General features: G+C 63.6%; 14 protein-coding genes. 10 read left to right on the top strand and 4 right to left on the bottom strand.

Translation table 11 applies throughout. From position 1 onward, the window contains the following. Positions 1–4 precede the first annotated feature (4 nt). Positions 5–751, bottom strand: a complete 747-nt coding sequence (locus SC318_RS25325; protein WP_320428889.1) for an NRDE family protein — start codon at positions 749–751, stop codon at positions 5–7. A 215-nt stretch (positions 752–966) separates the two neighbouring features. Here SC318_RS25325 and lgt point away from each other — a divergent pair, with 215 nt between their 5' ends. Together lgt and SC318_RS25315 are read left to right on the top strand one after the other, a co-directional pair. After that, positions 967–1779 carry a prolipoprotein diacylglyceryl transferase gene (lgt, locus tag SC318_RS25320; protein WP_306490764.1) on the top strand — a complete coding sequence of 271 codons (813 nt, stop codon included), beginning with the start codon at positions 967–969 and terminating at the stop codon, positions 1777–1779. A 51-nt stretch (positions 1780–1830) separates the two neighbouring features. Then, entirely contained in the window at positions 1831–2664 is an 834-nt protein-coding gene (locus SC318_RS25315) for a thymidylate synthase (protein ID WP_124364845.1), read from the top strand. A gap of 135 nt (positions 2665–2799) precedes the next feature. Here SC318_RS25315 and cadR read toward each other — a convergent pair whose 3' ends face one another. Continuing rightward, complete coding sequence (gene cadR, locus SC318_RS25310; RefSeq protein ID WP_320428888.1) at positions 2800–3240, bottom strand: Cd(II)/Pb(II)-responsive transcriptional regulator; 441 nt, start codon at positions 3238–3240, stop codon at positions 2800–2802. A gap of 85 nt (positions 3241–3325) precedes the next feature. On the opposite strand from cadR, the gene SC318_RS25305 reads away from it, so the two are divergent. The 7 genes from SC318_RS25305 to SC318_RS25275 all read left to right on the top strand — a co-directional run bounded on the left by SC318_RS25305 (position 3326) and on the right by SC318_RS25275 (position 12293). Continuing rightward, positions 3326–5566 (top strand): heavy metal translocating P-type ATPase, encoded by a 2241-nt coding sequence (locus tag SC318_RS25305; protein WP_320428887.1) that lies wholly within the window; start codon positions 3326–3328, stop codon positions 5564–5566. Positions 5567–5582: 16 nt separating this feature from the next. Beyond that, positions 5583–6446, top strand: coding sequence for a LysR family transcriptional regulator (locus SC318_RS25300; protein WP_306490761.1), 864 nt, complete (start codon positions 5583–5585; stop codon positions 6444–6446). Between the two features lie 197 nt (positions 6447–6643). Beyond that, positions 6644–7708: a putative 2-aminoethylphosphonate ABC transporter ATP-binding protein gene (locus SC318_RS25295; protein WP_320428886.1), complete on the top strand. Its 1065-nt coding sequence runs from the start codon at positions 6644–6646 to the stop codon at positions 7706–7708. Between the two features lies 1 nt (position 7709). Further along, on the top strand, positions 7710–9422 hold the full coding sequence (locus tag SC318_RS25290) for a putative 2-aminoethylphosphonate ABC transporter permease subunit (RefSeq protein WP_320428885.1): 1713 nt from the start codon (positions 7710–7712) through the stop codon (positions 9420–9422). Between the two features lie 20 nt (positions 9423–9442). Further along, a complete protein-coding gene (locus tag SC318_RS25285) occupies positions 9443–10465 on the top strand; it encodes a putative 2-aminoethylphosphonate ABC transporter substrate-binding protein (protein ID WP_320428884.1) in 1023 nt (340 codons plus the stop codon). 122 nt (positions 10466–10587) lie between these two features. After that, a complete protein-coding gene (locus tag SC318_RS25280; protein ID WP_320428883.1) occupies positions 10588–11724 on the top strand; it encodes a TIGR03364 family FAD-dependent oxidoreductase in 1137 nt (378 codons plus the stop codon). Then, positions 11721–12293, top strand: a complete 573-nt coding sequence (locus tag SC318_RS25275) for a phosphonate degradation HD-domain oxygenase (RefSeq protein ID WP_320428882.1) — start codon at positions 11721–11723, stop codon at positions 12291–12293. Before SC318_RS25280 ends, SC318_RS25275 begins: the two co-directional genes overlap by 4 nt. On the opposite strand, the gene SC318_RS25270 is transcribed toward SC318_RS25275, so the two are convergent. Together SC318_RS25270 and SC318_RS25265 are read right to left on the bottom strand one after the other, a co-directional pair. Beyond that, a complete protein-coding gene (locus SC318_RS25270) occupies positions 12272–13639 on the bottom strand; it encodes a DUF3482 domain-containing protein (RefSeq protein WP_320428881.1) in 1368 nt (455 codons plus the stop codon). The two genes, SC318_RS25275 and SC318_RS25270, sit on opposite strands and share 22 nt — an antisense overlap. Then, the gene (locus tag SC318_RS25265) at positions 13632–15011 is read right to left on the bottom strand and encodes a DUF2868 domain-containing protein (RefSeq protein WP_320428880.1); all 1380 of its coding nucleotides are present in this window, start codon (positions 15009–15011) and stop codon (positions 13632–13634) included. Before SC318_RS25265 ends, SC318_RS25270 begins: the two co-directional genes overlap by 8 nt. 69 nt (positions 15012–15080) lie before the next feature. Here SC318_RS25265 and SC318_RS25260 point away from each other — a divergent pair, with 69 nt between their 5' ends. After that, entirely contained in the window at positions 15081–15599 is a 519-nt protein-coding gene (locus tag SC318_RS25260) for a dihydrofolate reductase (RefSeq protein ID WP_320428879.1), read from the top strand. Positions 15600–15640 lie beyond the last annotated feature (41 nt).

Below are 15640 nucleotides of genomic sequence, written 5' to 3'. Positions count from 1 at the left end.
GTGTTTAGAGATTGAGTTCAACCTCGCCCAAGCGGCCACCCTGAGGGCCGAAACTGCGCTCCACCATCCGCCGCGTGCCGTCGGCATTCACGATCAGCGCCGTGCTCGCCCGTGTTCCGTAACTGGGGCTGGCGATAAACACACTCGACAGCAAACTCTCCGTCGCCAGGCCGACGCCAGTGTCCGGCAGTTCAGCGAACGGTGCGGTCTGCGCATCGCTCAAAATCCCCAGCAAGGCCTCTGGCTGCGGATCGTGCAGCATCTCGCTCAGCGCCGTCCTGGCCTTGACCAACTTGGGCCACGGCGTATCCAGCCCGGCATTGGACAAGCCATAGACCCCCGGCTTCAATCGCGTCGGCTCGGTCTCATTGGCGTTGTAATGCCAGAGCTGATCCGGCGTGCCCACTAACAGGTTAAACCCGGCATATTCAATCGAACGTCCGTTAACGTCCGCCAAGTACTCGTCAATCGGCAGCGAACCACTGAGAAAACGCGCCACCAGCTCGCCACGGGATTTGCGTGACGGTGGCTGGTGCGGGTCGCGGATGTTGGTCAGCGCGGCAAAGCGTCCATCGGCGTTCACCCCAAGCCAGGTGCCGCCCGCTTCCTGATCGCGGCCCGCGTAGACCTGCGGTGCATCCGGCCACTGAGCCAGCGGCAGGCTGGGCCGGGCGTAGAACTCATCGCGGTTGGCCGCGACGATCAGCGATTGGGCATGGCCCGGCCGCCAGGCGAAAACAATCAGGCACATCGGGTGATCCCTTGTGTGTTTTCCTCACTCTACCCATAGAACCGCAGGCGTTCCATCGCAACGAAGTTGGGCCGCGCACCTTCCATCCGTTAACATGCCGGGCTGTTTGGTGTGTATGTGAACTTCTTAATTTGATCTCGCAGCTGTAACGCAGGCTTAATCGCGCATCGGCATGGTCCGGTGCGTCATGACTAAATGTTTAACGAGGAGTCGCAATGCTGCCTTACCCGCAGATCGACCCGGTGGCCCTGGCCATCGGTCCGCTGAAAATCCATTGGTACGGGTTGATGTACCTGATCGGCATCGGCGGTGCCTGGCTGCTGGCTTCCCGGCGCCTGAACCGTTTCGACCCGACCTGGACCAAGGAGAAGCTCTCCGACATGGTGTTCTGGATGTCGATGGGGGTGATCGTCGGCGGGCGCCTGGGGTATGTGCTGTTTTACGATCTGCCGGCGTATATCGCCAACCCGACGCTGATCTTCGAGGTGTGGAAGGGCGGCATGGCGTTCCACGGCGGCTTTGTCGGCGTGATGATCGCCGCCTGGTGGTTCGGCCGGCGCAACGGCAAGTCGTTCTTCCAGTTGATGGACTTCGTCGCCCCGTTCGTGCCCATCGGCCTGGGCGCCGGGCGCATCGGTAACTTCATCAACGCCGAATTGTGGGGCAAGCCCACCGACGTGCCGTGGGCCATGGTGTTCCCGCCGTTCAGCGACCCGGCGCAGCTGCCGCGCCATCCGTCGCAGCTGTACCAGTTCGCCCTGGAAGGTGTGGCATTGTTCCTCATCCTTTATCTGTTCTCGCGCAAACCACGGCCGACCATGGCGGTGTCCGGGATGTTCGCGCTGTTCTACGGGATCTTCCGCTTCATCGTCGAGTTCGTGCGGGTGCCGGATGCGCAGTTGGGCTACCTGGCGTGGGGCTGGCTGACCATGGGGCAGGTCCTCAGCATCCCGATGATCCTGGCGGGCCTGGGCCTGTTGTGGTGGGCATATAACCGTCCGCAACCGCTGAAGAACGCCACGCTTTAAATTCGAATGCCAAGACCAGGAGGTCTTGGCTTCAACGATACGGGTAATCACATGAAGCAATACCTCGAACTCCTGCACGACGTCGTGACCAATGGCCTGACCAAGGGCGATCGTACCGGCACCGGCACCAAGGCCGTGTTCGCCCGCCAGTATCGGCATAACCTGGCCGACGGCTTCCCGCTGCTGACCACCAAGAAGCTGCATTTCAAAAGCATCGCCAACGAGCTGATCTGGATGTTGAGCGGCAACACCAACATCAAGTGGCTCAACGAAAATGGCGTGCGCATCTGGGATGAATGGGCCACCGAAGACGGCGACCTGGGCCCGGTGTACGGCGAACAGTGGACCGCCTGGCCGACCAAGGACGGCGGCAAGATCAACCAGATCGACTACATGGTCGAGACGTTGAAGACCAACCCCAACAGCCGCCGCATCCTGTTCCACGGCTGGAACGTCGAATACCTGCCGGACGAGACCAAGAGCCCCCAGGAAAACGCGCGCAACGGCAAGCAGGCCTTGCCACCGTGCCACCTGCTGTATCAGGCCTTCGTGCACGATGGCCATCTGTCGATGCAGCTATACATCCGCAGCTCCGATGTGTTCCTCGGCCTGCCCTACAACACCGCCGCCCTGGCGTTGCTCACCCATATGCTGGCGCAGCAGTGCGACCTGATCCCTCACGAGATCATCGTCACCACCGGCGACACCCACGCCTACAGCAATCACATGGAACAGATCCAGACCCAGCTGGCGCGCACGCCGAAGAAGCTGCCGGAGCTGGTGATCAAGCGCAAGCCGGCGTCGATTTACGACTACAAGTTCGAAGACTTCGAAATCGTGGGCTACGACGCAGACCCAAGCATCAAGGCCGACGTTGCGATCTGACAGGCTTCCCTGAGCCAAGAAATGTGGGAGGGGGCTTGCCCCCCCGATTACGGTGTGTCAGTCATGGAAATGCTGGCTGATCCACCGCTATCGGGGGCAAGCCCCCTCCCACATTGGGTCCGCGTTTACTTGAGTCTAATGCCCGTGGCTTCTGCCTACGTGTGAGGGCTGCGCCTCGCTGGCCTGCACACTTCCGCTGACTTCCAGCCGCTGCAAGATCCCGCACTGCTCCCCACCGCCACAGCGCTGGCGCAAGTCCAGCAATTGCGCCTGCAACTCCAGCAGCCCATCGATGCGCGCTTTCACGTGGTGGATATGCTCGTCGATCAACGCATTCACGCTTTCGCATTGGTCCTGGGGGCTGTCACGCAGGCTGAGCAGGCTGCGGATTTCTTCCAGGGTCATGTCCAGGCTGCGGCAGTTGCGGATAAAGATCAGCCGCTCGGTGTGCGCCTGGGTGTACACCCGGTAGTTGCCATCGGTGCGCGCCGGGGGTGGCAGCAGGCCTTCCTTCTCGTAATAGCGGATGGTTTCCACGGGGCAGTCGGTCAGTTTGGCCAGTTCGCCGATCTTCATCGCAGCAATCTCCAAATGGGTGCTTGACCCTATAGTGGCTACAGGGTCTTTACTTGGCAACAGGCACTTCTTCGGACGCGACACCATGAGCGATTCCCTCCACACCCCGCATAAGCACGACCACGATCACGGCGAGCACAAGCTCAAACCGGTGCATGACCACGGCGGCGCCTGCTGCTCCGGCACCCCGGCGCCGGCAACGGTAAAGCTGAGCGAGGCCCCCACCGCCGGTTCGCGCCTGAGCACCTTTCGCATCGAAGCGATGGATTGCCCCACCGAACAGACGCTGATCCAGAACAAGCTGGGCAAGCTCGCCGGTGTGCAGCAGCTGGAATTCAACCTGATCAACCGCATCCTCGGCGTCACCCATGACTTGCCGAGCACGGCGCCGATCATCGAGGCGATCAAATCCATCGGCATGCAGGCCGACCCCATCGAAGAAGGCGCCCCTGCCGCCGCGCCCCCCGCCAAGAAGCATTGGTGGCCGCTGGCCGTGTCGGGCGTGGGTGCGTTGGGCGCCGAAGTCCTGCATTTCAGCGGCGTGGCACCGACCTGGGTGATTGCCCTGGTGGCGCTGGTGTCGATCCTCAGCGGTGGCCTCACCACCTACAAAAAGGGCTGGATTGCCCTGAAAAACCTGAACCTGAACATCAACGCGCTGATGAGCATCGCGGTGACTGGCGCCGTGCTGATTGGCCAATGGCCGGAAGCGGCGATGGTGATGTTCCTGTTTACCGTGGCTGAGCTGATCGAGGCCAAGTCCCTGGACCGGGCGCGCAATGCCATCAGCGGCCTGATGCAAATGACCCCGGAACAGGCCACGGTGCGGCAGGCCGATGGCTCCTGGTTGGAACAGGAAGTCAAAAGCATTGATCTTGACGCCATCGTGCGGGTAAAGCCCGGCGAGCGCATCGGCCTGGACGGCGAAGTCACCGCCGGGCAATCCACCATCGACCAGGCGCCGATCACCGGTGAAAGCCTGCCCATCGAAAAGACCGTGGGCGATAAAGTCTTCGCCGGTACGATCAATCAGGCCGGTTCCCTGGAATACAAGGTGACCGCAGCGGCCGACAATTCCACCCTGGCGCGGATCATTCATGCGGTAGAACAGGCCCAGGGCGCCCGGGCACCGACCCAGCGTTTTGTCGACAGCTTCTCCAAGGTCTACACGCCCGCTGTGTTTCTGTTTGCCCTGGGCGTGGCGCTTATACCGCCGTTGTTCATGGCGGGGGTCTGGTTCGACTGGATCTATCGCGCCCTGGTGTTGCTGGTGGTGGCCTGCCCGTGCGCCCTGGTGATTTCCACCCCGGTGACCATTGTCAGCGGCCTCGCGGCGGCGGCGCGCAAAGGCATTCTGATCAAGGGCGGCGTGTACCTGGAGGGCGGTTACAAGCTGGACTACCTCGCCCTGGACAAGACCGGCACCATCACCCACGGCAAGCCGGTGCAAACCGACTACTTGCCTCTGTTCGCCACCGTGCAGGACAGCGCGCCGGCCCTGGCGGCGAGTTTGGCGGGCCGCTCCGACCACCCGGTTTCCCTGGCAATCGCCAACGCGGCGGCGGATAAAAACCTGCCGCCCCACGTTGTGGATAACTTCGCGGCGTTGGCCGGTCGTGGTGTGCGCGGTGAAATAAACGGCGAAACCTACCACCTGGGCAACCACCGTCTGGTGGAAGACCTCGGGCTGTGCTCGCCTGCGCTGGAAGAAAAACTCTTCGCCCTGGAAAAACAGGGCAAGTCGGTGGTGTTGCTGCTGGACAAGTCGGGTCCGCTGGCACTGTTCGCGGTGGCCGACACCGTCAAGGACAGCAGTCGCGAAGCCATCCAGCAACTGCACGACCTGGGCATCAAGACTCTGATGCTTACCGGCGACAACACCCACACCGCCCAGGCGATTGCCGCTCAGGTCGGTATCGACCAGGCCCAGGGTGACTTGCTGCCCACCGATAAACTGCAAGCCATTGAGGCGCTCTACGGCCAAGGCCATCGCGTTGGCATGGTCGGCGACGGCATCAATGACGCCCCGGCCCTGGCTCGCGCCGAAATCGGTTTTGCCATGGCCGCGGCAGGCACCGACACCGCCATCGAAACCGCCGACGTGGCGCTGATGGACGATGACCTGCGCAAGATTCCGGCATTCATTCGGCTCTCCAGGCAAACGTCGAGTATCCTCAAGCAGAACATCGCCCTGGCGCTGGTGATCAAGGCCATCTTCCTGGCGGTCACCTTCCTTGGCATGGCGACCATGTGGATGGCGGTGTTCGCCGACATGGGCGTCAGCCTGCTGGTGGTGTTCAATGGCCTGCGCCTGTTGCGCAAATAGACGATGAGAGGGTGGCGTGCTGAGTGCTGAGCTGAAGGCGTTTTTCATGGTTGCTCGCCTGGGCAGCATTACCCAGGCGGCGAAGAAACTCGGCCTGAGCCAGCCTACGGTCACCACCCAGATCCGCAACCTGGAAAGCCAATACGGCGTTGAACTGTTCTACCGTGGCGGTCGCCGTCTGACTGTCAGCGATGAAGGCGCGCGGCTGTTGCCGATGGTCAAGGCGCTGTTGCAGCAGGAAGCGGATATCGAGTTTTTCCTGCGCAACAACGGGCAGGTCCAGGGCGCCTTGCGGATTGCCGCCACCGCGCCTTATTACATTCTGGATCTGGTCAAAGCCTTTCGCGAACGCCTGCCGCAGGTGGAGGTGTCGGTGGAAATCGGCAATTCCCAGCAGGTGCTCGAAGCGCTGGACGACTACCGCGTCGACGTCGCCGCCTCGTCGCAATTGCTGGAAGACGCCCGTCTGGTCCGCCGCGTACTGGGCACTGACCCTTTGGTGCTGGCGGTGCATCGCAACCATCCGCTGGCCAAGCTCGACCATGTGCCGTTGACGGCGCTGGCCGGGCACACGCTGTTGATGCGTGAAGCGGGCTCCACCACCCGCCGGCTGACGGAAGAGATGCTGCAGGGCGCGGGCGTCAGTTATGGGCCGCTGCTGGAGATTGGCAGTCGCGAGTCGATCCGCGAGGCGGTGCTGCGCAATATCGGCATCAGCATCATTGCGCGCCAGGAGGTGCCCCATGATCCGCAATTGCGGGTGCTGACCCTGGAGAACGCGCCGCAGATTCCCGAGTACCTGTACTGCCTCAAGGAGCGAAAAGCCGCACGCTTGCCGGCGGCTTTCCTTGGCCTGGCTCAGGAAATGTCACCGTTGTAGGAGCGAGCTTGCTCGCGAAAAACTCCAACGATAACGCAGCGCTATCAGGCAGCCCGCGTTGTTCTCAAGTTCTTCGCGAGCAAGCTCGCTCCTACAAAAAATACCAATACTACTATCACCTCCTTTTGCCTTCCTGCCACATCCGCGACGCATTCCCTCCCTAGCATGGCCTTCATCCGTTCGATGAGGTGCCTAGCATGAACACAGCCCTGACCCAGCCCGGCGCGCCGATGAAGGTGCGCGGTATCCAGAAACGCTTCGGCGCCTTTACCGCGTTGGACAACGTGTCCCTGGACGTCGCCGCCGGCGAACTGGTGTGTCTGCTGGGCCCGTCCGGTTGCGGCAAGACCACCTTGCTGCGCTGCATCGCCGGCCTTGAGCGCCAGGACAGCGGCGAGCTTTACCTGGGTGAGCGCGATGTTTCCACGCTGCCACCCCAGGCGCGGGACTACGGCATTTTGTTCCAGTCCTACGCGCTGTTTCCCAACCTGACCGTTGAAGCGAACATCGGCTACGGCCTCACCGGCTGCGGTCGTGATGAAGTGCGCACGCGCGTCGGGCAAATGCTCGAACTGGTGGGCCTGCTCGGCAGCGAAAAGAAATACCCCGGCCAACTCTCCGGTGGCCAGCAACAACGTGTCGCCCTGGCGCGGGCCCTGGCGCCTGCGCCGTCGTTATTGCTGCTCGATGAACCCATGTCGGCCCTCGACGCGCGGGTTCGCGAGCACCTGTGTACCGAGTTGCGCCACCTCCAACGCCGCCTGGGCATCACCACGCTGATGGTCACCCACAACCAGGACGAGGCCATGTTGATGGCCGACCGCATCGCGGTGATGAACAACGGCAAGGTGGAGCAGTACGCCACGCCGCAGGAAATCTATGATCGCCCGGCCACACCGTTCGTGGCCGAGTTCGTCGGCCAGGGCAACTGGCTGCCGTTCAGCCGTAACAGCGCCAGCCATGCCCAGGTCGGCGGCATGAACCTGCGCCTGGCTGACGACGCCGGCCAAGCCACCTCCGGTCGCCTGTTCTGCCGCCCGGAAGCGATCAGCGTGAACCCGCCGGTGCATGAGGAAAACCTGTTCCCGGCCAAAGTCCGCGAGATCACCTTTCTGGGCAACCGCTGCCGCATGAGTTTCGAGCTGGAACAGTTGCCGGGCCACCCGCTGCTGGCCGAGCTGGCACCGGAAGCCATGCCGCGCCTGGGCGCCCAGGACATTCTGGTGGCTTTGCCGCCGCGCAGCTTGCAGGTGTTTGCCTGAGATGGCGGTGGACAGCGCATTGACGCTACCGCGCACTCCCTCCCGAGCTGAAATGGGCGACCGCCTGTTCGTGGTCGGCGGCAAAGTACTCTGGCTGGGCCTGTTGGTCGTGGCGGTGCTGCTGCCGCTGCTGGCGATTTTCTGGCGCGGCTTCAGCAGCGAAGCCGGGCAGGGCGGCGGCCTGGTAGCCGCACGGGAACTGCTGACCAGTGCCAACTTCCACTGGTTGCTGGGCAACAGCCTGAAAGTTTCCTTGAGCGTTGCGGTCATCGTCGTACCGCTGGCCTACCTGTTTGCATACGCGCTGCAGCGCACTTTGATTGCGGGCAAGGTGATCTGGCGCGGCGTGTCGCTGCTGCCGTTGATGGCACCTTCGATGTTGCCGGGCATCGCGCTGGTGTACCTGTTCGGCAACCAGGGGCTGTTGCGCGGCCTGCTCTCGGACAATATCTACGGCTTCTGGGGCATTGTGCTGGGCGAAGTGATTTACACCTTCCCACATGCCTTGATGATTCTGCTGTCTGCCTTGTCGCTGGCGGATGCGCGCTTGTTCGACGCCGCCTCCAGCATGGGCGCCAGCCCCGCCCGGGCGTTTCGCAGCATCACCTGGCCGGCCACGCGCCAGGCGGTGTTCGCCGCGTTTTGCCTGGTGTTTACCCTGACCATCACCGACTTCGGCGTGCCCGTGGTGGTCGGTGGGGACTATCAGGTGCTGGCCCTGGAGGCCTACAAGGCGGTGGTCGGCCAGCAACAGTTCGGCCGTGGCGCCTTGATCGGCATGGTGCTGCTGTTGCCGGCGCTGTTCAGCTTTGGCGTGGATGCATGGTTGCGGCGCCGTCAGGGTGATGCCATGAGCGGTCGCGCCCAGGTGTTCCAGCCGCTGCCGTCGCGTTCAAGGGACGGCTGCTACCTGGCGGTCGTGCTGCTGATCTGCGCGGCACTGCTGTTGGTGTTCGGCATGGCGGTGTACTCCTCGCTGGTCAAATTCTGGCCCTACAACCTGTCGCTGTCGTTGAGCCACTACCAGTTCGAAGACACCGCCGGCGGCGGCTGGCTGGCCTACCGCAACAGCCTGACCCTGGCGCTGTGCACGGCGCTTATTGGCAGTGTGCTGATCTTCACCGGCGCCTACCTGATGGAGAAAACCAGGGGTCAACAGGGCCTGAACCTGGCCCTGCGCCTGCTCAGTTTTGTGCCGATGGCCGTACCGGGCCTGGTGTTGGGCCTGGGCTACGTGTTCTTTTTCAACCTCAGCGGCAACCCGCTGCACGTGTTCTACGGCAGCATGGCGCTATTGGTGGTGTGCACCATTGCGCATTATTTGACCACTGCGCAAATGACCGCCACCACCGCGCTGCGCCAGCTGGACGTCGAGTTCGAAGCCGCCGCGTTGTCTCTCAAGGCGCCGCTCTACCGCCATTATTTGAAAGTGACGGTGCCGATCTGCCTGCCCGCGCTGCTGGACATCCTGCGGTACCTGTTCATGTCGGCCATGACCACCGTCTCCGCCGCGATCTTCCTCTACAGCCCCGACACCATCCTCGCCGCCGTCGCCGTGTTGAACATGGACGACGCCGGCAATGTGGGCGGCGCGGCGGCCATGTCGACCCTGATTCTGTTCACCTCAGGCAGCGTCTCGCTGTTGCTGGCGTGGGCTTCACGTGGCGCCTTGCGCCGCTCCCAAGCCTGGCGCCAGACCGCGCCCGGGCAATGACTCTTCAAAGGAGGTATTCGATGTTCAAGCCACTGGCGCTGGTCGCTGCCGTACTCACTGCATTCAGCCTGAATGCCTTCGCCAAAACCGAACTGACTGTGTACACGGCCCTCGAAGCCGAGCAATTGAAAACCTACAAAAAGGCCTTCGAGCAGGCCAACCCGGACGTCGAAATCAAGTGGGTGCGCGACTCTACCGGCATCATCACCGCCAAGCTGCTGGCCGAAAAAGACCGCCCGCAGGCCGATGTGGTGTGGGGCCTGGCCGCCTCCAGCCTGGCGATTCTCGATCAACAAGGCATGCTCGACAGCTATGCCCCGAAAGACCTGGACAAAATCGGCAAGAACTACCGCGACGCCGCCAACCCACCGGCCTGGGTCGGCATGGACGTGTGGGCCGCGACCATTTGCTTCAACACCGTCGAAGCCGAGAAACAGGGCCTGAGCAAACCGGTGAGTTGGCAGGACCTGACCAAGCCCGAGTACAAAGGCAAGATCGTCATGCCCAACCCGGCGTCCTCGGGCACCGGCTTTCTGGACGTGAGCGCCTGGTTGCAAACCTTTGGCGAGAAACAGGGCTGGCAGTACATGGACGACCTGCACCAGAACATCGGGCAGTACGTTCACTCCGGCTCCAAGCCGTGCAAGCTGGCGGCGTCCGGGGAGTTTCCGATTGGTATTTCGTTTGAATATCCAGCCGTACAGTTGAAGCGCCAAGGGGCTCCGCTGGACATCATCCTGCCCAAGGAAGGCCTGGGCTGGGACATCGAAGCCACGGCGGTGATCAAGGGCACAAGCCACGCTGATGCCGCCAGAAAACTTGCGGACTTCTCCGCCAGCCCGGCGGCGATAGAACTGTACAAGGACAACTTCGCAGTGCTGGCCCAGCCAGGGATTGCCAAGCCGCAGACCGAATTGCCCGCCGATTATGAGCAACGGCTGATCAAGAACGACTTTGCCTGGGCGTCGAAGAACCGCGACAGCATCCTGACTGAATGGCGCAAGCGCTATGACGGCAAGTCGGAGAAGGTGGCGGGTCAGTAGGCTTTTCGTTAGTGCTGATGGCCTTATCGGGGGCAAGCCCCCTCCCACAATTTGATAGCGAACACAGTCAAATGTGGGAGGGGGCTTGCCCCGATAAGGCCTCGAAAACAGGACATCACCAAATGACACACCACACCGATCTGCTGATCATCGGCGCGGGCATCCTCGGCCTCTCCCACGCCTACGCCGCCGCCAGGCGCGGGCTGAAGGTCAAGGTCTTCGAGCGCAGCGCCACCCCGCTGGGCGCCTCGGTGCGCAACTTCGGCCAGGCGCTGGTCACCGGGCAACCGCCGGGGCCGATGCTCGACCTGGCACGGCAAAGCCGCGATATCTGGGGGCACTGGGCGCAGGTCGCCGGCCTTGAGCTCAAGCGCAATGGCTCCTACCTGTTCGCCCGTACCGAAGCCGAAGAGCACCTGCTCGAAGCCTTCTGCGCCGGGCGTGCCCGCGAGCACGGCTACAACGTCGAGCTGCTGCAAGGCGCAGCCTTGAACGACCTGTACGGCGGCCAGTTCCGCCATCACCGTGCCGCGCTGCATGGCAAGGACGATCAGCAACTGTATTCGCGAGAAGCGATCCCGGCGCTGATCAATTACCTGGCCCAGGATCTGGGCGTGGAGTTTCATTTTTCCACCCTGGTGCGCGACGTCGAACCAGGCCGGTTGCACAGCACGGCGGGCAGCTTTCGCGCTGAGCAGATCCTCGTCTGCTCCGGACACGACTACCAGACCCTGCTGGCCGAATCGATTGCCCCGCTCAACCCGCAGATCTGCCGCCTGCAGATGCTGCGTGCGCGGCCCGCACGGGCGCTGAACCTGCAACACGCGTTGCTGACGGGTCTGAGTTGCGTGCACTACGGCGCGTTTGCCGACCTGCCGCAAGCCGCACCGGTACAGGCGCAGATCCTGCGCGAAGCACCGCACCTGCATGCCCACGGCATTCACCTGCTGATCAGCCCTACGCCCCACGGCGACTTGATCATCGGCGACTCCCACGACTACGGCAGCGATGCCTCGCCATTCAATGCCGAGCAGGTCGACGACTGGCTGATCCACCTGGCCGAGCAGACCCTGAGCTGCCAGATCCAGGTGGTCGAGCGTTGGCAGGGCGTGTATGGCTCACGTGGGCCCGGGCCGTTTTCGTTTGTGCAGGTGGCTGCGGGGATGAGTATTGCGCTGATGCACACCGGCGTGGGCATGAGCGTGGGGCCGGCGATGGCCGAGGGAAACATCACGGCATTATGGGGGCCGGCGTCATGAGTCGCGAGCGGGTGGTGGCCGAGGTGTTCGGCCTGTACGAGCGGCATGGCACGGCGGATTACATCGGCGAGCCGGTGTCGCAGATCGAGCACATGTCCCAGGCCGCGCAGCAGGCGATGGCCGAAGGCTTTTACGATGAAGTGGTGTTGGCGGCGTTTTTCCACGATATCGGCCACCTGTGTGGCCAGGGCGAAGCGAACATGGGCGGTTATGGCGTGGTCAGTCACGAGCGGCTGGGCGCCGATTACCTGCGTCGTGCCGGCTTTGGCGAACGCATGGCGACGTTGGTGGAGTACCACGTGCAGGCCAAGCGTTACCTCACCTTCGCCCAGCCGGACTATTACGCCCGGTTGAGCGAGGCCAGCCGACGTACGCTGGAGTACCAGGGGGGCGTGATGAGCGCGCAGGAGGCGCAGGCCTTCGAGCAGCACCCGCTTTGTGACATCAGCCTGCGCCTGCGTCACTGGGATGAGCAGGCCAAAGACCTGCACGTGTCGTTGCTCGACCTTGAAATGCTCAAGGCCAAGGCCCTGCAGCTACTGGCCGATCAGGCGTCGTCCAGGCGCTGAGCCAGCGCCTCGACTTGCTCCTGGCGCTCGGCTTGGCTCAACTTGGGGTGCGGGTTGAGGGACGACCATTGCGGATAGGCACGCGCCTTGTTCAGCGCGTCTGGCAGTTTGCCTTCGCGCCAGGTCTTGTCCTGGGGCGTGTCGACCTTGATGCTGTGCATCGCCGCATGCCCGCGCAGGTTCAAGGCCTTGAGCAACTGGCGTTGGCGCAGGGCGAGCAGGCGCAGCACGCTGTCGTCCACGGTCAGTTCGCGCTGACCTTTGATCTTGCCCATCAGGCGGCTGCCATAGCTGCGCGCGGTTTGCAGGGCACCGCCGGCGATCGCGCCGGCCAGCGCGGCAGCGCCCAGGGTCAGGCCGCCGACCAGCAGGTCGACACCGGCCCCGGCCGCCGCGCCCGCAGCGATCCCGCCACCCACGCGCACCCCGAGTTGCTTGAGGGTTTCGGGGTTGAACAGGTCGTCGCCCCAGCGGCCGTCCAGCAGCGGCAAATCGCTGGCGGCGGCGTCCTGGGGGCGGAAGCCGAACAGCCTGAGCAGGGCTTCCACGCACTTTTGTTCGCGCTGGCGCACGGCCTTGCGCAAGTCGCTGATGGCCTGTGGCTCATCCTCGGTCACCACGCTGCGTCGGCAGGCGGCACAGTCGATCAACAGTTCGGCGATCAAACGCGCAGCGCTCTGCTGGCGGGCCTGGCGTTGGGCTTGCTGATCGAGGATCAGCCGCTCCAGCTGCGGCCGCGCGTTTTCCAGCAACAGGGCCAGGCTTTCATACAAGCGACGTTCGCCATCTTCCGGCGGCGCCACGCTGTCAAAACGCACCAGCGCATGCAGGCCGAGGCGAGCCAGGGCCTCGCGCCAGTCGGGTTCGCGGTGGTCGCTGCTGCTGACGAAATTGAGCACCGGCAGCAAGGGCTTGCCGCAGCTGGCCAGCACTTGCAGCTCGTCGCGGTACTTGGCCAGCACCGGCTCGCGGGCATCGATCACGTACAGGCCGGCATCCGAGGCCAGCAGTTGGCGCAGCACCTTGGCTTCCTGCTCGAAGCGTTGGCGCGCCTCGCTGCCTTCCAGAAAGCGCGTCAGGCGTGCCGGGCCATCCAGGCGTTCGCCGGGGCGGTCCAGGCGTTCCAGGTAATCGAGCAGGGCGATGGCATCTTCCAGGCCGGGGGTGTCGTACAGCTCCAGCAAGGCTTCGCCGTCCACCGACAAACGCGCCCCTTCGACATGCCGCGTGGTGCTGGGGCGATGGGACACTTCGCCAAAACCGACATCGCGGGTCAGGGTGCGCAGCAATGAGGTCTTGCCCACATTGGTATGGCCGACCACGGCGAGCTTGAGGGGCTTAGTCATGACCGCTCTCCAGCCAGTTCAACAGTGCACAGTCGGCGAAGGGCAGCTCAAGCTGCTGCAGCGCGCTGTGCCAGTCGCCCAGGCGTTCGGCGTCCAGCGCCTGGCCGGGCGGCGCTTGCAGCAGCCACACCCGCGTCGCCGCCGCACTGCGCGCCAGCTCGGCGATCAGCGCCAGGCTGCCACGGTCGGGCGAGCGCCGCGGGTCGCAGGCAATGGCCAGGCGCGAGGGCGGAAAACGCGTGAGCTGCTCCAGCAGTTTGTTGCGCGACTCGCGGCTGTCGAGGATGCCGGCATCCTTGACCGTGCCGGGCAGTTTGGGTGGCCAAGGACGCTGGTCGTCCAGTTCGATGGCCACCAGCAGTGCGCCGTCGCTTTGCAGTTCACTGATGCCGCCAGCCACCTGGTGCAATTGTTCCGGCGCCGCATCGTTGACCCCCAACCGTTCGCTGCTCGGCATCAGGCGCTCGCGCAATTGGGCATAGCCGGGCAGGTTGAGGTCCAGGCGCAAGGCCGCGCGCCCGCGTTTCCAGCGCCACAGGCACAGCAGCGCGAGTATCAGCCGCGGCAGCAGGCCGTACACCAGCAACACCCCCACCAGCCACGCAGCCCAGGCCTGGCGGGCGCTTTCGATATTCAGCGCGGAGTCGCCGCTGGCGCGGATCATCTCCACCGTCGGTACACTGAAACCGAGCAGGGCGGGCAGGGTGCCGAGGGCCTGGGTGACAGCGATGAAGGTGTCCGCACCGAGGATGGTGGTTTCCCACACAAAGCCGTAACGCCGGGTGGCGAGCAGCATCAGCAGAACCAGCAGGGCGCTGAGCAACGCCAGCAACCACAGGCTGTGGACCAGCACACCGACGGCCCAGCGGTTGAGTTTCTGGCGTTGCAGCAACAGCAGCAGGGCCGGTGCCAGCTGCGCGGCCTTGGCATCGCGCGCGAGTTTTTCGCTGAGCCACAGCCACAGTCGACCGAGGCTGGCACCGTGTTCGCCGGCAAACACCAGGCCCAGGGCCCAACTGAGCAGCAGGATCAGGTTCAGACCGAGCAGACTGCCCAGGGCCCAGAACACATTCACCGGGGCCAGGCCATTGCCCAGCGCGGCAAACGCCAGGCCGGCGCCGCTGACCACCGCGACGATCGCCAGCAGCACCACGGCCAGGCGCGCGCCTTGCAGCCAGCGGCTGAGGGCGCCGGTCAGGCCATCGCGTTCGGCCAGGTGCAGGGCACGCTGTGCGATGCGTGTTGGCAGGTCGCCACCGGCCGCACGGGCCAGGCGATTGGCTTCGAGGTCTTCCAGGGGGCCGGCGTGTTCTTCGCGCAGGCGCACGGTTTCGGTCAGCCAAAGTGTGTGCAGCGGGTTCAGTGCAGTCACGCGCCATCCTGTTGTGTTCGTGAGGTTGGAGCATAACCGCTGACTCGCAGCTCTGGTATTCTCGTGGCCATGAAAAAGACTCTCCCTTTAAGCCTGATCGCAGCCCTCGGTGAAAACCGTGTGATCGGCGTCGACAACAGCATGCCCTGGCACTTGCCGGGGGATTTCAAATATTTCAAGGCCACCACCCTCGGCAAGCCGATCATCATGGGGCGCAAGACCTGGGATTCCCTGGGCCGACCGTTGCCGGGGCGCCTGAACATCGTGGTCAGCCGTCAAACCGACCTGGTGCTTGAAGGTGCGCAAGTATTTGCGTCACTGGAGGCTGCGGTCGAACGCGCCGAGGCGTGGGCGCTGGAGCAGGGCGTCGATGAGCTGATGCTGATCGGCGGCGCGCAGTTGTATGCGCAGGGGCTAGAGCATGCGGATCGGCTGTATCTGACGCGGGTGGCGTTGAGCCCGGAAGGGGATGCATGGTTTCCGGCGTTTGATGCGAACCAATGGAAGTTGGTGTCGAATGTGGAGAACCCAGCCGAAGGGGATAAACCGGCTTACAACTTTGAAGTCTGGGAGAGGAGCAGCTACTAGTTTTAAGCTACAAGCTGCAAGTAAAAGCGCGGTGCTCTTTC

The sequence above is a fragment of the Pseudomonas sp. MUP55 genome (assembly GCF_034043515.1).
Classification (GTDB): Bacteria; Pseudomonadota; Gammaproteobacteria; order Pseudomonadales; family Pseudomonadaceae; genus Aquipseudomonas.
Note: the sequence above shows the minus strand (reverse complement) of the source record. Positions and strands in the feature narration are given on the sequence as shown.